The following is a 20,077-nucleotide window of genomic DNA, read 5'->3' as shown; positions in this document are numbered from 1 at the left end:
GCCTAGCCGCCGGGAGCAGGAGGCCGGGAAGGGGAAGACGCGAGGAATGCGCCCCACTGCCCGCGTCTTCCGGCCTGCGACGCCGTACCAGTTCTTCGGCACCCTGGTCTGGCTGGCGATGTCGCTCGCGTGCTGGCGGGACCCGCTGGGCCGCGCGGCGGTGGCCGGACCGTTCAACCTGCTGGTGCTGCTGACGGGGATCGGCCGTTTCACGCGCGTGCTGACGGATCGTCGCCGGGCCGCGCTCCTGGGCCTGGGCCTGTTCGGCCCGGCGTTGCTGTGGGGCGGCGACGGGTCCTGGCCGGACGGTGGCGGCGGCGGCCTCGGTCATCCGTCGACCTTGGCCGTCGGGCTGACCTGCTGGGCCTGGGCATGGACGGGGACGCGCGCGGGGGCGGTGCGCTGCCCGGTCCGGTTCGTCGGTCCGAGCGGCCTGCCGAGCCTGTGGGGGTACGCGTGGGTCGGCGCGCTGTACGCGCTGATCCTGCTGGTGCACCCGATGACGTTCGTCGCGGCGGCGGTCGGGGCGGTGGCGCTCGTCGCCGGGTGGGAACGCGAGCGGCGGGCGGCCGTGCTGAGCCGGTGGGCGCTCACGGCCGCGGTGCCGTCGACGGCGGCGTACTGCATGCCCTACCTGGACGCGTTCGCCCTGAGGGCCGGGTTCGCGGGTGCGGATCCGCTGCCCGAGCGGCTGCCGCAAGGGGTGCCCGGACACTTCTGGCTGGTGCTGATCTGTGTGCCCGCGCTGTGGCTGCGGGCGTGGCGGGTGCGGCGGGCGGCGGGACACTGACCGCATGTCCCGCCGCCCGCCGCTGACGTCCCGCCTGAGAGGCCTGAACTACCGGAGTGCCTGGACTACTCGACGACGAGGTCGACCTCGATGTTGCCGCGGGTGGCGTTGGAGTAGGGGCAGACCTGGTGGGCGGTCTCCACCAGCTTGCGGCCGGTCGCCTCGTCCACGGTGTCCGGCAGCTCGACGCGGAGGGTGACCTTGAGGCCGAAGCCCTCGCCCTGCTTGCCTATGCCGACCTCGGCGGTCACCGCGGCGTCGCTGACGTCGACCTTCGCCTGGCGACCGACGAGACCGAGGGCGCTGCCGAAGCAGGCGGCGTAACCGGCGGCGAACAGCTGCTCCGGGTTCGTGCCCTCGCCGTTGCCGCCCAGCTCCACCGGCGGGGCCAGCTTGAGGTCGATCTTTCCGTCGTTGGAGACGGCGCGACCATCGCGGCCGTGGGTGGCGGTGGCGACAGCGGTGTAGAGCGCGTCCATGGAAAACATCCCTCTCAGATCTTGTTCCGGCGGCCCGGTCCGGCCGCCCGACGGAGATAAGTAGAGCACACAATTCAATTGGGCACAACTAAATTGCGGGTAAGGGCTATCCTGGGCACATGACCACCCGCGTCCCCACCCCACTGCCCGCCGTCGGCCAGGAGAACGCCACGGAGAACTGGCTCCGCCTGGACCGTCAGATCTGCTTCTCCCTGCACGCGGCGTCGCGCGCCTTCAACGGCGTGTACCGCGTGATCCTCAAGGATCTCGGGCTGACCTATCCGCAGTACCTGGTGATGCTGGTCCTGTGGGAGGAGGGCCCGCTGCCCGTCAAGAAGCTGGGCGAACACCTGCGCCTGGACTCCGGCACGCTCTCCCCGCTGCTCAAGCGGCTGGAGACGGCCGGTCTGGTACGACGTGAGCGCAGCGCCCGCGACGAGCGCTCGGTGGAGGTGCGGCTCACCGAGGAGGGCGCGGCCCTGCGCGAGCAGGCCCTGGAGGTGCCCCGCAGGATCCTCGGCGCCACCAGCCTCGAACTCTCCGAGATCGGCGCCCTGCGCGAGCGCCTGGACCAGCTCACCGTGGCACTGGACGCGGCGACCGCCCAGGAGACGGAAGAGACACAGGTCATCTCGGCGTCGCCGTAGGCTGCCTGGATGACTGACTCGCTGCACGCTGTCGGCTGTGTCGTCGGCTCCGCCGTGGGGGACGCGCTGGGCGCGCCCTTCGAGTTCGGACCGCAGGGCGCGTTCTCCGAACGCTTCCCGCCGACCGGACAGGGCGGCTCCGCCGCGCACAGTGGCGAGATGTGCGGGGGCGGCGGCTGGGATCCGGGGGAGGCGACCGACGACACGCAGATGGCCGTCCTCGTCGGGGAGTCCCTGCTGGAGCGCGGCGGGCTGGAGCCGGCCGATGTCTTCCACCGTTTCCGGCGCTGGGCCGCCGCCGACCCCAAGGACATCGGCCTGCAGACCGAGGCGGTCCTGAGCAGCGGCGATCCCTGGGACACCGCAGCCGCCCTGCACTTCCAGACCAGCGGGCGGGCGGCCGGCAACGGCTCGCTGATGCGGGCGTCGACCTCCGCCGTGTACTTCGCGCCCCAGGGTCGTAAAGCCACGATGGACGCGGCCCGCCGGCTCGCCGCGCTCACCCACGGGGACCGCGCGGCCTGGGAGGGCACGGCCGTCTTCCACGAGCTGGTGCGGGTCGCCCTCACGGGCGCCGACCCGCTGACCGCGCTCCCCGAGACCCTCGCCGAGGTCCACCCCGACCACCGTGAGCGGTACGGAGTCGTCCTCGCCCCGGACTGGCACCCCGACCTGGCCACCGAGTTCAACGGCGCGGTATGACCCTGCCTCGGCTCCGCCGTCTGGGCGCTGCGCACCACATCCGCCTTCGAGGACGCCGTGCGCGCCGCCGTGGACCTCGGCGGCGACACGGACACCGTCGCCGCTGTGACGGGCGGCCTCGCCGGGGCCGTGTACGGCATCGGCGGCGTCCCGCAACCATGGACGGACGCCCTGCACGTCCCCCTGCCGGGCTCTGGCGGCCGCGTCCTGCGCCTGCCGGAACTCACCGTCCTGGCGCGCCGGCTGGCCGGGGTTCCGGCGGGCCAGGGGCTGTCCTACTAGGCGTTGTTCAGGTAGGTCAGTACCGCCAGGACCCGGCGGTGGCCGGTGTCGCCTGCCGGGAGGCCCAGTTTCTGGAACACGTTTCCGATGTGTTTGCTGACGGATCGCTCGGTGATGACCAGGGTGGCGGCGATCGTCGTGTTGTCGCGGCCCTCGGCCATGAGCTTCAGCACTTCGCGCTCGCGGGGCGTGAGCGAGTCCAGGGGCGAGTCGCGGCGGCGCGTCATCAGCTCGGTGACTACCTCGGGGTCCAGGGCCGTACCGCCGGCGGCGACCCGTTCCAGCGCGTCCAGGAACTCGTCCACCCGGCCCACGCGGTCCTTCAGCAGATAGCCGACCCCGCTCGCGCCCCCGCCCAGCAGCTCGGCGGCATAGGACTCCTCGACGTACTGCGAGAGCACCAGCACCGGCAGGCCGGGGATCTTCTCGCGGGCCTCCAGGGCGGCCCGCAGCCCCTCGTCGCGGAAGCCCGGCGGCATCCGCACGTCGAGCACCGCCACGTCCGGACGGTGTTCCAGCAACGCCGGCAGCACCTCGGGGCCGGAGCCGGCGACGGCTGCCACCTCATGCCCGGCGGACGTCAGCAGCAGGAGCAAACCCTCCCTGAGCAGGGCGTTGTCCTCGGCAATCACGACTCTCATGCCACCTCGACTCCTAAAGCGCCTACCGCGTCTCGATCACCCGCCTCGACCGCCGTCAGCACCTCGACCGCCTACAGCGCCTCAACACGCCTACAGCGCCTCAACCCGCCTAGAGCGCCTCGATCACCCACCGCGCCTTGCCCACCTACAGCGTCCCGACACGCCTACCGCGACTTGCTCACCTACGGCGTCCCGACACTCCTGCGGCGCCTCGATCGCTTACAGCGCCTTGATCGCCTCGGCGGTCGCCCGAGCCAGCGCGCCCAGGTACCCCTTGGGCAGCTTCGGGCTGCGGATCACCACCGAACGCCAGTAAAGCGGACCCGAGATCAGATCGAGCGCCAGCTCCTCGTTGAACCCCGCGCGGATCTCCCCGCGCTGCTCCGCCGCCGCGACGATCTTCAGGGCGACCCCGTCCTGCCCCTCCTTCAGCGCCTTCTGCATGGCCTCGGCGATGTCGGGATTGCGGGCCGCCTCGGCCTGGAGGTCCGGGATGATCTGCGAGGCCACGGGGTGGCGCAGCGCCCGCGAGGTCACCTCGTAGAGCATGCGCAGGTCGCCCTCCAGGCTGCCGGTCTCCGGCGCCGGCAGGCCCTGCACGGCGATGACCGAGACGATGTCGAGGACCAGGTGCAGCTTGGAGCGCCAGCGGCGGTACACCGCGGTCTTGCCCACTCCGGCGCGGCGGGCGATGCCCTCGATCGACATCCGGGCGTAGCCGACGGTCGCGAGCTCCTCGAAGACGGCGGCCCGGATGGCCTCCGTCACCTCCTCGCGGAGCACGGCCGCACCCGCGGGCGCCCGGCGGCGCGGGCGCACCTGGGGTCCTTCGGCGTTCGTCGCGTTCGTCGTCATGGCGACCAGCATAGGGCGTTACGACGATACGGTTGCGTTCCGACGTCAACTCGGCCTACTCTCACGTTGCGACGATACGGTCCCGTCCTGACGTAAGAAAACGTGAAGAGAAACGTAAGAAAACGTCGGACGACTTAAGGAAACGGCGCCCGCAACCCCCCTCCCCCGAGTGAAAGCAGCGGATGTGAGTCAGGTCCTCCACACACCGCCCCAGACACCGGCCTACGGTCCCGGCGAGCTCGCAGCCCTGGCCGAGCGGTATGGCCTGGCGGTCAGCGGCGCCCGCCCTCCCCTGCCGGAGTACATCCGCCAGCTCTGGGCGCGCCGCCACTTCATCACCGCGTTCGCCACCGCCAAGCTCACCGCCCAGTACAGCCAGGCGAAGCTGGGCCAGGTCTGGCAGGTGATGACCCCGCTGCTGAACGCGGCGGTGTACTACTTCATCTTCGGTGTCCTGCTGGAGACCAAGAAGAACGTGGCTGACTTCATCCCGTTCCTGGTCACCGGCGTGTTCGTGTTCACGTTCACCCAGAGCTCGATCATGACGGGCACCCGCGCCATCTCCGCCAGCATCGGCCTGGTACGGGCCCTGCACTTCCCCCGGGCCGCGCTGCCGCTCTCGTTCTGTCTGCAGCAGCTCCAGCAGCTGCTGTTCTCGATGGCCGCCCTGGTGATCATCCTGTTCGCGGTGGGCGTGCCGCCGGCCCTGTCCTGGGTCCTCGTCATCCCGGCGCTGACGCTCCAGTTCATCTTCAACGCGGGCGTCTCGATGATCATGGCCCGGGCCGGCGCGAAGACACCCGACATCGCCCAGCTGATGCCGTTCGTCCTGCGCACCTGGATGTACATCTCGGGCGTCATGTGGAGCATCGACAACCTGATCGCAAAGCACCACGGCATGCCCCACTGGGTCGCCGACCTGCTGCGGGCCAACCCCGCCGCCGTCTACATCGACCTGATGCGCTTCGCGCTGATCGACAGCTTCCACGCCAGCCAGCTGCCGCCCCACGTGTGGCTGATCGCGACCGGCTGGGCGGTGCTCGCCGGCGTCTGTGGCTTCATCTACTTCTGGAAGGCTGAGGAGACGTACGGCCGTGGCTGACATCGCAGACAACGCAGGCAACGCAGCGCGCACCGCATCCGACGCACCCGCCGCGCCCGTCGACGAGCGGGCCCCCACCGTCATCGCGGACAACGTCGACATCGTCTACCGGATCAACGGCACCGGCAGCGGCCGGGGCAGCGCCACCGCCGCCCTCAACCGCATCATGCGCCCCAAGCAGGCCGAGAAGGCTTCGGGCATGCGTATCGTGCACGCCGTCAAGAAGGTCTCCTTCGTCGCCTACAAGGGCGAGGCGGTCGGCCTGATCGGCACCAACGGCTCCGGCAAGTCGACCCTGCTCAAGGGCATCGCGGGCCTGCAGCCGGTGGAGAACGGCAAGATCTACACCGACGGCCAGCCCTCCCTCCTCGGCGTCAACGCGGCCCTGATGGGCGACCTGACCGGCGAGCGCAACGTCTACCTCGGCGGCCTGGCCATGGGCATGACGCCGGAGCAGATCAAGGAGCGCTACCAGGAGATCGTCGACTTCTCCGGCATCAATGAGAAGGGCGACTTCATCTCCCTGCCCATGCGCACCTACTCCTCCGGCATGGGCTCCCGGCTGCGCTTCTCCATCGCCGCCGCCAAGGACCACGACGTGCTGCTCATCGACGAGGCGCTGTCGACCGGTGACGCCCGGTTCCAGGCGCGTTCGGCAGCCCGCATCCAGGAGATGCGCCAGCACGCCGGCACCGTCTTCCTGGTCAGCCACAGCAACGCCGCGATCCGCACCACCTGCGACCGCGTGCTGTGGCTCGAGCGCGGCGAACTGCGCATGGACGGCCCCACGGAAGAGGTCCTGGCCGCCTACGAGGAGTTCACCTCGGGCAAGAAGAAGTAGCCCGTACGGTCGAGGCGGTCGGCACGCTCGGCACGGTCGGCACACGAGAAGGGCGCTCCCCCGATGGCTTGGGGGAGCGCCCTTCTCTCATCCGTGTGCGTATCGCCTACGAGTGCGTCCGCAGCAGGGTGCGCATCGTCCGCATGGCCACCGACAGGTTGGCCAGGTCGAACGTCTCCGAGCTCTGGATCTCCTCCAGCGTGGTGCGCGCCCGGCCCAGGATCGCCGCGTTCTTCTCCTCCCACGCCTTGAACCGCTGCTCGGGCGTCGAGGCGCCGTTGCCGACGGCCAGGACGTCCGCGGTCAGCGCCGCATGGGCCGCGTACAGGTCCTCGCGGATGGAGGCACGGGCCATGGACTGCCAACGGTCGGCGCGCGGCAGCTCGATGATGCGGTCCATGAGCTGGGTGATGCGCAGGCGGTCGGCGAGGTCGTAGGAGACCTCGGCGACGTCCAGCGGGTCCTTGCCCATGCGGTCGGCCACCGAGACGATGTCCAGCGCCGGGAACGCCGACGAGAACCCGGCCACCCGGGTGGCCAGCTCGTCCGGGACGCCCGCGTCGGTCAGCTCGTCGTAGATCTTCTGCCACCACTCCAGGTCCGCGCCGCGCAGCAGCTTCGTCAGCTGCGCCCACACCTGCTCGACGCGCTCGGCGAAGAAGTCGACGGTCTCGGCGAGCTGGAGCGGCTGCGGCCGGTTGTTCAGCAGCCAGCGCGTGCCGCGCTCGACGAGCCGCCGCGAGTGCAGCCGGATCCGTGTCTGCACGGCCGCCTCGACCTGGTTGTCGAGGGCCTCCACCGCGTCCCACACCGGCGCCGAGCAGAAGATCGCCCGGGCCGCGGTCTGGGCCCGCACGATCTCCTCCAGCGACGCGCCGGTCTCCTCGCGCAGCCGGTGCAGATACGTCGTACCGCCCGTGTTGACCGTGTCGTTGACCAGGACGGTCGTGGTGATCTCGCGGCGCAGCGGGTGGCTGTCGATGCCCTCGGGGAACCGCTCGCGCAGCGCCGTCGGGAAGTACGCGTGCAGCAGCGTCCGCAGGTAGGGGTCCTCGGGCAGCGAGGTGTGCAGCAGCTCGTCCGACACCGTGATCTTCGTGTACGCCAGCAGGACGGCCGTCTCCGGGCTGGTCAGCCCCTGCCCGGCGCCGAGGCGCTCGCGGATCTGCCGGTCCGTGGGCAGGAACTCCAGCGCCCGGTCCAGGTGCTTCTCCCTGACCAGGTGGCGCATGAAGCGCTGCTGGGCGTGGAGCATGTCCTTGGACTGGGCCAGGGCGTTGGCGATCGCCGTGTTCTGCGCGTAGTTGTTGCGCAGGACGAGAGCGCCGACCTCGTCGGTCATCTCCGCGAGCAGCTTGTTGCGCTGCTTGACGGTCATGTCGCCCTCGGCGACCAGGCCGTTGAGCAGGATCTTGATGTTCACCTCGTGGTCGGAGGTGTCCACGCCCGCGCTGTTGTCGATGGCGTCGGTGTTGATCCTGCCGCCGCTGCGCGCGAACTCGATCCGGCCGAGCTGGGTCAGACCCAGGTTGCCGCCCTCGCCGACGACCTTGACGCGCAGGTCGGCGCCGTCCACCCGGATCGGGTCGTTGGCCTTGTCGCCGACGTCCGCGTTCGACTCCGCGGAGGACTTCACGTACGTGCCGATGCCGCCGTTCCACAGCAGGTCCACCGGGGCCCGCAGGATCGCCTTCATCAGGTCGGCCGGGGTCAGCTTGGTGACGCCCGCCTCGATGCCGAGGGCCTCCCGGATGTGCCCGTTCACCGGGATCGCCTTCGCCGTCCGCGGGAAGACACCGCCGCCGGCCGACAGCAGGCCGGTGTCGTAGTCGGCCCAGCTGGAGCGGGGCAGCTCGAACAGGCGGCGGCGCTCGGCGTAGGAGGTCGCCGCGTCAGGGTTCGGGTCGATGAAGATGTGCCGGTGGTCGAACGCGGCGACCAGACGGATGTGCTCGGACAGCAGCATGCCGTTGCCGAACACGTCGCCGGACATGTCGCCGATGCCGACGACCGTGAAGTCCTCGGCCTGCGTGTTCACGCCCAGCTCCCGGAAGTGCCGCTTCACGGACTCCCAGGCGCCGCGGGCGGTGATGCCCATGCCCTTGTGGTCGTAACCGGCCGAGCCGCCGGAGGCGAAGGCGTCCCCGAGCCAGAAGTTGTACGACTCGGCGACCTCGTTGGCGATGTCGGAGAACGTCGCCGTGCCCTTGTCGGCGGCGACCACCAGGTAGGTGTCGTCCTCGTCGTGCCGGACGACGTCGGCCGGCGGCACGACCTCCCCGGCGACCATGTTGTCGGTGATGTCGAGCAGCGCCGAGATGAACGTCTTGTAGCTGGCGATGCCCTCGGCGAGCCACGCGTCACGGTCCACGCCCGGGTCGGGCAGCTGCTTGGCGACGAAGCCGCCCTTGGCGCCGACCGGCACGATGACGGTGTTCTTCACCATCTGCGCCTTGACCAGGCCGAGGACCTCGGTGCGGAAGTCCTCCCGCCGGTCCGACCAGCGCAAGCCGCCGCGCGCGACCTTCCCGAACCGCAGGTGCACGCCCTCGACCTGCGGCGAGTACACCCAGATCTCGAACGCGGGCCGCGGCGCGGGCAGGTCCGGGATGGCCTGCGGGTCGAACTTCATCGACACGTAGTCGTGCGGACGGCCGCCCGCGCGCTCCTGGAAGAAGTTCGTGCGCAGCGTCGCCTTGATGACGGTGAGGAAGGACCGCAGGATGCGGTCCTCGTCGAGCGAGGCCACCTGGTCGAGCGCGGCGTCCAGCTCCTCCAGCAGGGCGTCGACGATCTCGAGCCCGGCGCGCTGCCGGTCGGGCGACATCCGCGCCTCGAACAACGACACCAGCAGCCGGGTGGTGTGGACATTGGTGCGGAGGGTGTCCTCCATGTAGTCCTGGCTGAACGTGGACCCGGCCTGACGCAGGTACTTGGCGTACGCGCGCAGCACCATCGCCTGCCGCCAGTTCAGCCCGGCGCCCAGCACCAGCGCGTTGAACCCGTCGTTCTCCGCCTTGCCGGTCCAGGTCGCCGAGAACGCCTCCTGGAACCGCTCGCGGCCGTCGTCGCCGAGGAAGTCACCGCCGGGACCGGCCAGCGACTTGGGGATGCGCAGACCGAAGTCGTAGATCCAGGCATTGCTGCGGTCCGTGCAGCGCAGCTCGTACGGCCGCTCGTCGATCACCTCGACGCCGAGCCGGCTGAGCACCGGCAGCACCGCCGACAGGGAGATCGCCTCACCCTTGCGGTAGATCTTGAAGCGGCGCTCGTCCGGCCCGGCGCCCACCGGCTCGTACAGGCTGAGCGAGAAGTCCCGCTCCTCGGTGAGCTGTTCCAGATGGACCAGGTCGGCGACCGCGGCGCGCGGCGTGTGGTCGGCCTTGTAGCCCTCGGGGAAGGCGTTGTTGTAGCGCCGCAGCAGCTCCGCGGCCCGCTCCTCCCCGCACTCGGCGTTCATCGCCTCGCCGAACGCGTCGGTCCAGGACCGCGCCGCCTCCACCAGCCGCGCCTCGATGCGGTCCTTGTCGGCGTCGGACAGCTCGGGCAGCTCGGTGCCCTGCGGGACCCGGACGACGAAGTGCAGCCGGGACAGGATCGACTCGGTGTTCCAGGCGGTGAAGTCGACGCTCGTCCCGCCCAGCTCGTCCTTGAGGATGTCGATGATCCGCAGCCGCACGCCGGTGGTGTAGCGGTCGCGGGGCAGGTAGACCAGCGCGGAGTAGTAGCGCCCGTACTCGTCCTGCCGCAGGTAGAGCCGCAGCCGCCGCCGCTCCTGCAGATACAGCACGCTGGTGACGATGGACCGCAGCTCGTCCACCGGCGTCTGGAACAGCTCGTCGCGCGGGTAGGTCTCCATGATCTGGACCAGGTCGCGCCCGTCGTGGCTGTTGGGCGAGAACCCGGCGCCCTTCAGCACGGCCCCGACCTTGCGCCGCACGACCGGCACCCGGGCCACGGACTCGGTGTAGGCGGCGGAGGAGAACAGCCCGAGGAAGCGCCGCTCACCGACGACGTTGCCGTCCGCGTCGAACTTCTTGACGCCGACGTAGTCGAGGTAGGAGGGCCGGTGCACGGTGGCCCGGCTGTTCGCCTTGGTCAGCACCAGCAGCTTGTGCTCGCGCGCCTTGGCGCGTGCGTCGGCGGACAGCCGCTCGAAGGAGGGGCTGACCGGGTGGCTCTCGTCGCCGGAGTGGTGCGGGTCGGAGCGCAGGATGCCGAGACCGGTGCCCGGCACGGCGGCGAGGGTGTCGTCCTCGCGCAGCTGGTACTCCCGGAAGCCGAGGAAGGTGAAGTGGTCGGCGGCCAGCCAGCGCAGCAGCTCACGGGCCTCGTCGACGTCGGGCCGCGCCATGTCGCCGGGAACGGGCTCCTTGGGGAGCTCGTCGGCGACCCGCAGCGCGGTGTCCCGCATCTTCTCCCAGTCCTCGACGGCCTCCCGGACGTCGGACAGGACCCGCAGCAGATCGGCGGTGATCTGCTTCAGGTCGGCGCGGTCGGTCTCCCGGTCGATCTCGACGTGGATCCAGGACTCGACGTGCGCGTCGTGCGGAAGGTCCCCGGCGGCGGGCGGCGCGCCGAGCACCTCGATGAGCCTGCCGGTCACATCCCGCCGCACCGCGATCTGCGGATGGATGACGAGGTGGATCCCCCGTCCCTGCCGGCTCAGCTCATTGGTGACGGAGTCGACGAGGAACGGCATGTCGTCGGTGACGACCTCCACCACGGAGTGACTGCACGTCCACCCGTTCTCCTCGACCGTAGGGGTGTGGACCCTTACGTTGGCCGTCCCCTGCGGCCGGCTCTCGGCCAGCCGGTAGTGCGAGAGTGCGGCTCCGAAGACGTCGACCGGGTCACGGTCGCTGAGGTCCTCCGGGGCGGTGTGCAGGTAGTACCGCTGGAGGAACGCGAGGAGGGTCGCGTGGTCCGGGGTCCCCGGAGTGCCCTCGCTCGTCGTCCCAGTCGGTAGGTGCCCCCCGACCGGGCTGTTCTCAGCGACCCGCGCCGCCCTCTCGAGCAGCTCGGCCTTGGCTTCGTCCAGCTTGGTCTGCATTGTCCTCTGACTCCTGTCGCGCGCCGTTGCGTGACGTAGAAGGAAGTACGGTTTCTTCCCCTGCGGCTCGACGCCACGACCCGAGGTCTCCGGGCTGCTCCGACGCTATGCCGCAAGGCGAGATGAGCGGGGGGATATCGGCCATGTTCGACACGTCCCCGGCATGTGACGCTGCTCTCTGCGGCGCCTGCTCCCAGGGTGTGTACGGCGTCCAGGGGTCCCATGCGGCCCCGTCCCGCCCGCGCCGACCAGCGTCCACCGCCCGGTCGCGGAGATGGTCCGCACACACCGGGCGCAGGGCAGGGGAGACCACACCCCCGCGAGCTATCGCGCTGATCACGCCACCAAGGCTATCGCTCCTCACAGGGCCCCCGTCATGAGCCGTATGTGTACAAAACAACGACCACAAGTTTGACGTTCTGCACAGCACCGGAACACGGAACACCATGAAAGAGGCGGCTGGGAAGAAACGCCCGAACGCACCCCCTCTTGGCAAGCCCACCCCCAAGAGGCACCTTGCCCATGACACCGCCCGCCCGAGAGGAACCGCCCACCATGACCGCGAAGATCCTCATCGTCACCGGCGACGCAGCGGAATCCCTGGAAGTCCTCTACCCCTACCAGCGCCTGCTCGAGGAAGGCTACGAGGTCCACATCGCCGCCCCCACCCGCAAGAAGCTCCAGTTCGTCGTCCACGACTTCGAACCCGGCTTCGACACCTACACCGAGAAGCCCGGCTACACCTGGCCCGCCGACCTCGCCTTCTCCGAGGTCGATCCCGGCCAGTACGTCGCCGTCGTCATCCCCGGCGGCCGCGCCCCCGAGTACCTCCGCAACGACCCCGAACTCCGCAAGATCCTCAAGTCGTTCTTCGACGCCGACAAACCTGTCGCCCAGATCTGCCACGGCCCCCTGATCACCGCGGCCGCCGACGCCCTCCGCGGCCGCCGCGTCACGGCGTACCCGGCGCTGGAGATCGACATGCAGTCCGCCGGCGCCGTCTTCCAGGACGCCGAGGCAGTGGTCGACGGCACCCTGGTCTCCTCCCGTGCCTGGCCGGACCACTCGGCCTGGATGCGCGAATTCCTGACGGTGCTCCGCGCAAAGGCACCGGTGACCTGACCCCCAGGTGCGGCGCCCACAGGACGCCGCACCCAAGGCTCACGCCGCCGCAGCCAACTCCCCCGCGACCTCCACCGCCTCCCCCAGCGTGTCCACCACCGGCACCCCGACCCCCTCCAGGCTGGCCCGGCTGTGCGACCCGCCGGTGTACAGCACGGCCCGCGCCCCCACATGCAACGCGGCCACCGCGTCATCCGCGGCGTCCCCGATCACCACCGTGCGCGCCACCTCGACGCCGGCCAGCGCCTTCAGGTGCCGCACCATGTGCTCGGCCTTGCTGCCCCCGGACGGCCCCGTCCGCCCGTCGACCCGTATGAAGTGCGGCTCGATCCCGAACCCCCGGACCAACGGCACAAGCTCCTCGTGCACGTACATGCTCAGCAGGGACTGACTGTGCCCCGCCGACCGCCACCCCGCGAGCAGCTCCACCGCGCCCTCGGTGAGCCCGCACCGGACCCGGTGCTCGGCGTAGTACCGGTGGAAGACCGCGTCCATGGCCTCCCACTCGGCGTCGGTGGGCAGTCTTCCCATCAGCCGCTCGTAGAACTTCGGCACCGGCACGCAGTACAGCGCCCGGTAGCGCTCCAACGTGAGCGGCTCCAGCCCCAGCTCCGCGAACGCCGCGTTCGTCGCCCCGATGATCGCGTCATTGTCGTTGAGCAGCGTCCCGTTCCAGTCCCAGACGATGTGCGCTGCTTCCTGCTGCATCCCCATACCGGAAAACGTACCCGCCGCCACTGACAATCAAGTGACCGAGCGAAGCCGGCCGGAGACAGCGGGTTCAGTCCCCCGACCCGACCAGGTTCGGGATCTCCTGTGGGGCGAACCACAGCAGCTCGTGGTCCTCGGCTCCGTCCACGACGAACTGCGCGTCGTCGTCCCCGCCGTCCGCAGCGTTGAGCGCCTGCGCCGCAGCCGTCACGTCGGTCTCCGCCTCCCCGGCGTCCACGTGCACCGCCGCCGCCTTCGACAGCGACACGGCGCCGGTCACCCGCACCTCGCCCAGCGCCGCCGGATCGAGCCCCCGGTCCGGGTCCACGGCGGCCGCACGGTCGGGCACGTCGACGGCCACGACGACCCTCCGCCGCGGGGCGCCCGGGTCCGCCGCGAGCAGGCGCAGCGAGGCGAGCGCGGCCCTGCTGAGCGCCGCGTACTCCAGCTCCTCGATGTCGTCGGAGAGGTACCACTCGCGCAACGCGGGCGTGACGGCGTACGCGACGAGCGGCTCGCCCCCCAGCTCACCCGTCTTGTGCGCCTCGGCGAGACCGGGGAGGGTCAGGGGGACGTAGACGCGCATGGCTGGCCGCTCTCTTCGTGGTCGTCGTGTGGTCGCAGGCTCGGACTCGGCGCCCCGGGAGGGCGGTTCCGCGCCTCCCCGAGCGCCTTCAGGATACGTGCGGCCGTCCCCTTTCGGGTCCCTGCCCACACCCTCGCAGGCGTCAGCCCAGCGCCCCGGAATTCACCCGGCCCGCCCCCATGACATCGGGCTTTCCACGCCCTCGACCACCCCTGATAGGTGAACCTTCCGACCCCTCGCCCCCGACGCCCCGCTTCCTTGCCGTCACGGACCGCGACCCCGTACAAGATCCGCAACGGCAAGTTACCGCCCGGTAGTCGCCGGGCCCACCGAACGGGGACACCCATGAACAAGGTCATGACGAGGACGCAAGCACACCACCCCGGCACCCGCCCTCCCGGCCGCCGCGACACCCGCCGCCCCGCAGGCACCCCACCCCGCACCCCGGGCAGCGGCAGCCGCCCACCCCGAACCCCTGGCACCGGCACCGCCACCGGCTCCCCCGCCCTCACGCCCACCGGCGCCACTCAGACCCCCGGCCGCCCCGCCTCCCAGCCCCGTCCCACCGACCTCTTCGCCGACCGTCTCCTCGCCGTCCTGACCGGCCGGCGCCCCGTCCACTACATGCTCCGCCACACCCTCGGCCACGCCTACGACGACCTGGCGCACCTCGCCGAAAGCGGCGCCCTGCGCACCGCCCACGGCGCCCGTCCCGTCGTCCGCGACATCGGCTACTACGTCCCCCGCCCCGGCGCCATCGAGGCCTTCGCCCGCATCGGCGCCGGCGACCGCCTGCGCGCGATGGCCTTCCGCCTGGAACGCGGCACGGACCGCCGCTGGCGCTGCACCGCGGTGGAACTCGACGGCCCCCGCAGGCCCCACCCCCAGGACAACTGAAAGGACGACTGAGCGGCCCCCCAGAGCCGCTGAACGCAACAACCCGGCGGGACTGGCCCCCTGACCCTCCACCCCCCTCCTCCCCGCCCACAAGGACCGCCCAGGGCCACCCAGGGCCACCCAGGGCCGCTGAAGGCCAAAAGCCGAGAACGCCCAACAGGTCGAGAAGGCCCAACAGGCCAAGAGGGGGCAAGAGGGCCAAGAGGGCCACGCTCGCGGAAGCTCGCCCTCCACGCAAAAGGGCCGGGCCACCCACAGGTGACCCGGCCCCGAAGCCGCTACGAACTGCCCGTCCCCGAGCCCTACTTCTTACGGCGCCGCCCGGCCTTCGCCTGCTTGCGCCGCTCCGCGCGCGTGAGACCGTCGGCCTCGGAGCGGACGGGCTCGTCGTCGTCACTCTCGAAGTCGCCCTCGATCGTGCCACCCTCGCCGTCCACCGTCGGAGCCGAGAAGTGCAGCTGACGACGCTGCGGAGCGTCCAGCCCCTTCGCCCGGATCTCCGGACGCGAACCCGCCTGCGCCGGCACCACGTCCTGCTTCTCCATGTCGACCGGCTCGGCGTCCTCCACCAAAACCTCCTCGACCTGCTGCTCGACCTGGACCTCCAGGTTGAACAGGTAGCCGACGGACTCCTCCTTGATGCCGTCCATCATCGCGGAGAACATGTCGAAGCCCTCACGCTGGTACTCGACCAGCGGGTCCTTCTGCGCCATCGCGCGCAGGCCGATGCCCTCCTGGAGGTAGTCCATCTCGTAGAGGTGCTCGCGCCACTTGCGGTCCAGGACCGACAGCACGACCCGGCGCTCCAGCTCTCGCATGATCTCCGAGCCGAGCTGCGACTCCCGGGACTCGTACTGCTCCCGGATGTCGTCCTTGATGGACTCGGAGAGGAACTCGGCGGTCAGACCGGCCCGGTCACCGGCCGCCTCCTCCAGCTCCTCGACGGTGACCTTCACCGGGTAGAGCTGCTTGAAGGCGCCCCACAGCCGGTCCAGGTCCCAGTCCTCCGGGAAGCCCTCGGCGGTCTCCGCACCGACGTACGCGTCGATCGTGTCGTCCATGAAGTGGTGGATCTGCTCCTGCAGGTCCTCACCCTCCAGGACACGACGCCGCTCACCGTAGATGACCTCACGCTGACGGTTGAGAACCTCGTCGTACTTCAGGACGTTCTTACGCGTCTCGAAGTTCTGCTGCTCCACCTGCGACTGCGCCGACGCGATCGCGCGCGTGACCATCTTGTTCTCGATCGGCACGTCGTCCGGGACGTTCGCCATCGACATCACGCGCTCGACCATCTGCGCCTTGAACAGCCGCATCAGGTCGTCACCCAGCGACAGGTAGAACCGGGACTCGCCCGGGTCGCCCTGACGGCCCGAACGACCGCGCAGCTGGTTGTCGATACGCCGCGACTCGTGCCGCTCGGTACCGAGGACGTACAGGCCACCGAGGTCCTTGACCTCTTCGAACTCGGCCTTGACCGCCTGCTCGGCCTTCTCCAGGGCGGCGGGCAGGGCCTGCGCCCACTCCTCGATGTGCTCCTCGGGGTCGAGGCCGCGCTGCCGCAGCTCCGCCTCGGCGAGGTCGTCGGGGTTGCCGCCGAGCTTGATGTCCGTACCACGACCGGCCATGTTGGTGGCGACGGTCACCGCGCCCTTACGGCCGGCCTGGGCGACGATCGACGCCTCACGCTCGTGGTGCTTGGCGTTCAGCACCTCGTGCTGGATGCCCCGCTTGGACAGCTGCTGCGACAGGTACTCGGACTTCTCGACCGACGTCGTGCCGACGAGGATCGGCTGACCCTTCTCGTGCTTCTCGGCGATGTCGTCGACGACCGCCTCGAACTTCGCGACCTCGGTGCGGTAGATCAGGTCCGACTGGTCCTTACGGACCATCGGCCGGTTCGTCGGGATCGGGACCACGCCGAGCTTGTAGATCTGGTGGAACTCGGCGGCCTCGGTCATCGCCGTACCGGTCATGCCGGACAGTCCGGGCTGTTCCTTGCCGTCGTGGTCGTGACGCTTGTAGAGGCGGAAGAAGTTCTGCAGGGTGATCGTGGCGAGCGTCTGGTTCTCGTCCTTGATGTCCACCCCCTCCTTCGCCTCGATCGCCTGGTGCATGCCCTCGTTGTAGCGGCGGCCCGCGAGGATACGACCCGTGTGCTCATCGACGATCATGACTTCGCCGTCCATGACGACGTAGTCCTTGTCCTTCTTGAAGAGCTCCTTCGCCTTGATGGCGTTGTTCAGGTAGCCCACCAGAGGGGTGTTCACCGACTCGTACAGGTTGTCGATGCCCAGCCAGTCCTCGACCTTGCTGACACCGGCCTCGTGAATGGCGACCGTGCGCTTCTTCTCGTCGACCTCGTAGTCGCCGGTCTCCTCGATGCCCTTGAGCGGGTTGCCGGCCTCGCCCTTCTTCAGGCGCGTCACCAGCTTCGCGAAGTCGCCGTACCACTTCGTGGCCTGGTCGGCCGGGCCGGAGATGATCAGCGGCGTACGGGCCTCGTCGACCAGGATGGAGTCGACCTCGTCGACGATGGCGAAGTTGTGGCCGCGCTGCACGAGCTCGTCCTGCGCCCACGCCATGTTGTCGCGCAGGTAGTCGAAGCCGAACTCGTTGTTCGTGCCGTACGTGATGTCGCACGCGTACTGCTCACGACGCTGGGCCGGCGTCATGTTGGCCAGGATGCAGCCGACGTTCAGACCCAGGAACTTGTGGACGCGCCCCATCATCTCGGAGTCACGCTCGGCCAGGTAGTCGTTCACCGTGATCAGGTGGACGCCCTTGTCGGACAGCGCGTTCAGATACGCCGGCAGCGTGCCGACGAGCGTCTTGCCCTCACCGGTCTTCATCTCGGCCACATAACCGAGGTGCAGGGCGGCGCCACCCATGATCTGCACGTCGTAGTGACGCTGCCCGAGGACACGCTTGGCGGCCTCACGCACGGTGGCGAACGCCTCCGGCAACAGGTCGTCCAGGCTCTCACCATCGGCGTACCGCTGCTTGTACTCATCGGTGAGGGCCCGCAGCTCGGCGTCGGAGAGGTCGACGAAGTCCTCTTCGATGGAGTTGACCTGGTCCGCGATGCGGTGCAGCTTGCGCAGGATCTTGCCTTCGCCTGCACGCATGATCTTCGAGAGGACGGACACGGGGGTTGGTCTCCTTGCCGGTCGGGCCTGGGACGGTCGGTTTCCTTTTGACTTGCTGAGCAACGGCCATCGTATGCGAGGACCCCACCGCGCCGGGAGGCCTGCCGTACGAGGACCGCACACTGCTGCGCACCTGCTCCAAAATCTTCTACCCGGGACAACGGCCGGGCCCCGCCGATGGTGCCGCGTCCGCCACACGAATTGCGCGAATTGTGATCACGCGCTCACGCACCGCAAAACAATGGCGCACCGCGCGCACGCGCACGCAGAATCGGCCGATGGAGCCCGCGCCCGTCACCCTCACCACCACCCGCCTCGTCCTTCGCCCCCTCGGCCCCCAGGACACCGCCGCCGTGTACACCGCCGCCCAGGACCCCGACATCCAGCGCTGGACCACGATCCCCTCCCCCTACCTCCCCGAACACGCCCAGAACTTCACCGAAATGCTCGCACCGGAGGGCTGGTCGACCGGCTCGATGTTCACCTTCGGCGTCTTCCTCCCCGACGGCGCCCTCACCGGCGTCCTCAGCCTCACCCTGCGCTCCCTCGGCACGGCCGAGGTCGGATTCTGGGCCGCCAAGGAACACCGGGGCCGCGGCTACACCACCGAGGCCACCCTCGCCGCCGTCCGCTGGGCCTTCACCAGCATCTCCATCGACCGCGTCGAATGGCGGGCCGAAGTCGGCAACACCGCCTCCCGCGCGGTCGCCGAAAACGCCGGCTTCACCCTGGAAGGCACCCTGCGCTCCTCCATCAACAACAAAGGCGTACGACGGGACTGCTGGCTCGCCTCCCTGCTCCCGTCGGACCTCGGACTGCCGTCGACAGCGGCCTACCTGCCCGCGCCTCCCCACCCGCCCGGCGCCTGAACCAACCCACCCCGCGCCCGGACCAGCCCGGCGCCCGGACCAGCCCGCCCCGCCCTTGAACCGGCCGCCCAGCGCTTCGGAACGAAGCCCCTGCGAGACCCCGAACCCCCAGCTCAACCACCACTGTCAGACCCACCCCCTATCGTGCGAGCCATGACGACCCCGCGACCCTCCACCGAGCTCTCCGCAGACGAAGCCCGCCGCATCGCCCTACGGGCACAAGGCTTCCTCGGCATGCCCGACCGCAAGGCCGGCGTCCGCGGCGTCCTCCGCCACCTGGGCGCGGTCCAACTCGACACCATCTCCGTCCTCGCCCGCTCCCACGAACTCATCCCCTACGCCCGCCTCGGCGCCGTAGGCCGCAAAACCGTCGAGAACGCGTACTGGAAAGACACCCACGCCTTCGAGTACTGGTCCCACGCCGCCTGCATCCTCCCCATCGAGGAGTGGCCCCACTTCGCCTTCCGCCGCCGCGCCTACCGCAGCCGCCCGCACTGGAACCACACCCTCCCCGACGGCACGTACGAGCAGGTCATCAAGCAGCTCCGCACCGAAGGCCCCCTCACGGCCACCGAACTCGGCGGCGCGAAGAAGACCAGCGAGTGGTGGGACTGGTCCGGCACCAAGGTCGCCGTGGAACGCGCGCTGATGTACGGCGAGGTGGTCTGCGTCGACCGCCGCGGCTGGAAACGCGTGTACGACCTCGCCGAACGCGCCGTACCCGCCGACCTGTTGCACGACGAGCTGGACGACACCGAGTGCCTGCGCCGCCTCGTCCGCCTGGCCGGCCAGTCCCTCGGCGTGGGCACGCGCGCGGACATCGCCGACTACCACCGCCTCAAGGGCGAGCAGGTCGACGCGGTGATCGCCGACTCGGGCCTGGTCCCCGTCACCGTCGAAGGCTGGGGCAAGCCCGCCTGGGCCGACCCGACGGTCCTGGACGCGCCCCCGCGCGGCCGCCACCGCACCACGCTCCTGTCCCCGTTCGACTCGCTGATCTGGGAACGGGCACGCACCGAGCGGATCTTCGGCTTCACCCACCGCCTGGAGGCCTACGTCCCCAAGCCGAAGCGGGTGTACGGCTACTTCGCGATGCCGGTCCTGGCCGGCGGCCGGCTCGTCGGCCGCGTGGACCCGGCCCGGGAAGGCCGCACCCTGGTCGCCAGGCAGGTCACCCTGGACGGCCCGAAGGCGGTCCCGGCGGTCGCACAGGCCCTGCTGGAGGCCGCGACCTGGGTGGACTGCACGGACGTACGCGTGGAACGCGTGGACGCCCCCGAACTGCGCGCGCCGCTCACCAAAGAACTCACCCGCGCACTCGCCTGACCGGCCCGCCCGAGCGGCCCGACCT

Annotated in this window: 15 protein-coding genes and 1 pseudogene; 9 read left to right on the top strand and 7 right to left on the bottom strand. The window is 70.1% G+C overall.

Annotation, left to right across the window (positions count from 1 at the left end; genetic code table 11):
- Nucleotides 1–46 precede the first annotated feature (46 nt).
- Nucleotides 47–790: a hypothetical protein gene (locus ACZ5SK_RS19565; RefSeq protein WP_468576338.1), complete on the top strand. Its 744-nt coding sequence runs from the start codon at nucleotides 47–49 to the stop codon at nucleotides 788–790.
- 65 nt (nucleotides 791–855) lie between these two features.
- On the opposite strand, the gene ACZ5SK_RS19560 is transcribed toward ACZ5SK_RS19565, so the two are convergent.
- On the bottom strand, nucleotides 856–1,269 hold the full coding sequence (locus ACZ5SK_RS19560; RefSeq protein WP_334579475.1) for an organic hydroperoxide resistance protein: 414 nt from the start codon (nucleotides 1,267–1,269) through the stop codon (nucleotides 856–858).
- Nucleotides 1,270–1,388: 119 nt separating this feature from the next.
- Between ACZ5SK_RS19560 and ACZ5SK_RS19555 the strand changes: the two genes are divergently transcribed.
- Together ACZ5SK_RS19555 and ACZ5SK_RS19550 are read left to right on the top strand one after the other, a co-directional pair.
- Complete coding sequence (locus tag ACZ5SK_RS19555; protein ID WP_334579474.1) at nucleotides 1,389–1,916, top strand: MarR family winged helix-turn-helix transcriptional regulator; 528 nt, start codon at nucleotides 1,389–1,391, stop codon at nucleotides 1,914–1,916.
- Between the two features lie 9 nt (nucleotides 1,917–1,925).
- Nucleotides 1,926–2,900: pseudogene (locus ACZ5SK_RS19550) on the top strand (ADP-ribosylglycohydrolase family protein).
- On the opposite strand, the gene ACZ5SK_RS19545 reads toward ACZ5SK_RS19550, so the two are convergent.
- Nucleotides 2,897–3,541 (bottom strand): response regulator transcription factor, encoded by a 645-nt coding sequence (locus ACZ5SK_RS19545; protein WP_334579471.1) that lies wholly within the window; start codon nucleotides 3,539–3,541, stop codon nucleotides 2,897–2,899. The pseudogene ACZ5SK_RS19550 and the gene ACZ5SK_RS19545 overlap by 4 nt on opposite strands.
- A 219-nt stretch (nucleotides 3,542–3,760) precedes the next feature.
- Nucleotides 3,761–4,408 carry a TetR/AcrR family transcriptional regulator gene (locus tag ACZ5SK_RS19540; RefSeq protein ID WP_334579470.1) on the bottom strand — a complete coding sequence of 216 codons (648 nt, stop codon included), beginning with the start codon at nucleotides 4,406–4,408 and terminating at the stop codon, nucleotides 3,761–3,763.
- 172 nt (nucleotides 4,409–4,580) lie between these two features.
- Between ACZ5SK_RS19540 and ACZ5SK_RS19535 the strand changes: the two genes are divergently transcribed.
- Complete coding sequence (locus ACZ5SK_RS19535; RefSeq protein ID WP_334579468.1) at nucleotides 4,581–5,498, top strand: ABC transporter permease; 918 nt, start codon at nucleotides 4,581–4,583, stop codon at nucleotides 5,496–5,498.
- Between the two features lies 1 nt (nucleotide 5,499).
- The gene (locus tag ACZ5SK_RS19530; RefSeq protein ID WP_468157208.1) at nucleotides 5,500–6,339 is read left to right on the top strand and encodes an ABC transporter ATP-binding protein; all 840 of its coding nucleotides are present in this window, start codon (nucleotides 5,500–5,502) and stop codon (nucleotides 6,337–6,339) included.
- Between the two features lie 106 nt (nucleotides 6,340–6,445).
- On the opposite strand, the gene ACZ5SK_RS19525 is transcribed toward ACZ5SK_RS19530, so the two are convergent.
- Nucleotides 6,446–11,392, bottom strand: coding sequence for an NAD-glutamate dehydrogenase (locus tag ACZ5SK_RS19525; RefSeq protein WP_334579467.1), 4,947 nt, complete (start codon nucleotides 11,390–11,392; stop codon nucleotides 6,446–6,448).
- A 555-nt stretch (nucleotides 11,393–11,947) separates the two neighbouring features.
- On the opposite strand from ACZ5SK_RS19525, the gene ACZ5SK_RS19520 reads away from it, so the two are divergent.
- Nucleotides 11,948–12,514 (top strand): DJ-1/PfpI family protein, encoded by a 567-nt coding sequence (locus ACZ5SK_RS19520; protein ID WP_079661891.1) that lies wholly within the window; start codon nucleotides 11,948–11,950, stop codon nucleotides 12,512–12,514.
- A 39-nt stretch (nucleotides 12,515–12,553) separates the two neighbouring features.
- Here the strand turns inward: ACZ5SK_RS19520 and ACZ5SK_RS19515 are convergent, their stop codons facing one another.
- Both ACZ5SK_RS19515 and ACZ5SK_RS19510 read right to left on the bottom strand, forming a co-directional pair.
- Nucleotides 12,554–13,228: an HAD family hydrolase gene (locus ACZ5SK_RS19515; RefSeq protein WP_319343854.1), complete on the bottom strand. Its 675-nt coding sequence runs from the start codon at nucleotides 13,226–13,228 to the stop codon at nucleotides 12,554–12,556.
- 67 nt (nucleotides 13,229–13,295) lie between these two features.
- Nucleotides 13,296–13,811 carry a DUF6912 family protein gene (locus ACZ5SK_RS19510; RefSeq protein ID WP_334579466.1) on the bottom strand — a complete coding sequence of 172 codons (516 nt, stop codon included), beginning with the start codon at nucleotides 13,809–13,811 and terminating at the stop codon, nucleotides 13,296–13,298.
- A 345-nt stretch (nucleotides 13,812–14,156) separates the two neighbouring features.
- Here ACZ5SK_RS19510 and ACZ5SK_RS19505 point away from each other — a divergent pair, with 345 nt between their 5' ends.
- On the top strand, nucleotides 14,157–14,708 hold the full coding sequence (locus ACZ5SK_RS19505; RefSeq protein ID WP_361701110.1) for an Rv3235 family protein: 552 nt from the start codon (nucleotides 14,157–14,159) through the stop codon (nucleotides 14,706–14,708).
- 302 nt (nucleotides 14,709–15,010) lie between these two features.
- Here ACZ5SK_RS19505 and secA read toward each other — a convergent pair whose 3' ends face one another.
- The gene (gene secA, locus ACZ5SK_RS19500; protein ID WP_334579462.1) at nucleotides 15,011–17,857 is read right to left on the bottom strand and encodes a preprotein translocase subunit SecA; all 2,847 of its coding nucleotides are present in this window, start codon (nucleotides 17,855–17,857) and stop codon (nucleotides 15,011–15,013) included.
- Nucleotides 17,858–18,135: 278 nt separating this feature from the next.
- Between secA and ACZ5SK_RS19495 the strand changes: the two genes are divergently transcribed.
- Together ACZ5SK_RS19495 and ACZ5SK_RS19490 are read left to right on the top strand one after the other, a co-directional pair.
- Entirely contained in the window at nucleotides 18,136–18,726 is a 591-nt protein-coding gene (locus ACZ5SK_RS19495) for a GNAT family N-acetyltransferase (protein ID WP_334579461.1), read from the top strand.
- 153 nt (nucleotides 18,727–18,879) lie between these two features.
- A complete protein-coding gene (locus ACZ5SK_RS19490; RefSeq protein WP_334579460.1) occupies nucleotides 18,880–20,052 on the top strand; it encodes a winged helix-turn-helix domain-containing protein in 1,173 nt (390 codons plus the stop codon).
- Nucleotides 20,053–20,077 lie beyond the last annotated feature (25 nt).

The organism is Streptomyces sp. NPDC031474, from assembly GCF_055581185.1.
The sequence above is the reverse complement of the archived record's forward strand: the minus strand, read 5'-3'. Positions and strand labels throughout refer to the sequence as shown.

Coding starts and splice junctions, on each gene's coding strand:
- ACZ5SK_RS19565 (WP_468576338.1), top strand. CDS start 47: ATGCGCCCCACTGCCCGCGTCTTCCGGCCTGCGACGCCGTACCAGTTC.
- ACZ5SK_RS19560 (WP_334579475.1), bottom strand. CDS start 1,269: ATGGACGCGCTCTACACCGCTGTCGCCACCGCCACCCACGGCCGCGAT.
- ACZ5SK_RS19555 (WP_334579474.1), top strand. CDS start 1,389: ATGACCACCCGCGTCCCCACCCCACTGCCCGCCGTCGGCCAGGAGAAC.
- ACZ5SK_RS19545 (WP_334579471.1), bottom strand. CDS start 3,541: ATGAGAGTCGTGATTGCCGAGGACAACGCCCTGCTCAGGGAGGGTTTG.
- ACZ5SK_RS19540 (WP_334579470.1), bottom strand. CDS start 4,408: ATGCTGGTCGCCATGACGACGAACGCGACGAACGCCGAAGGACCCCAG.
- ACZ5SK_RS19525 (WP_334579467.1), bottom strand. CDS start 11,392: ATGCAGACCAAGCTGGACGAAGCCAAGGCCGAGCTGCTCGAGAGGGCG.
- ACZ5SK_RS19520 (WP_079661891.1), top strand. CDS start 11,948: ATGACCGCGAAGATCCTCATCGTCACCGGCGACGCAGCGGAATCCCTG.
- ACZ5SK_RS19515 (WP_319343854.1), bottom strand. CDS start 13,228: ATGGGGATGCAGCAGGAAGCAGCGCACATCGTCTGGGACTGGAACGGG.
- ACZ5SK_RS19510 (WP_334579466.1), bottom strand. CDS start 13,811: ATGCGCGTCTACGTCCCCCTGACCCTCCCCGGTCTCGCCGAGGCGCAC.
- ACZ5SK_RS19505 (WP_361701110.1), top strand. CDS start 14,157: ATGAACAAGGTCATGACGAGGACGCAAGCACACCACCCCGGCACCCGC.
- ACZ5SK_RS19495 (WP_334579461.1), top strand. CDS start 18,136: ATGGAGCCCGCGCCCGTCACCCTCACCACCACCCGCCTCGTCCTTCGC.
- ACZ5SK_RS19490 (WP_334579460.1), top strand. CDS start 18,880: ATGACGACCCCGCGACCCTCCACCGAGCTCTCCGCAGACGAAGCCCGC.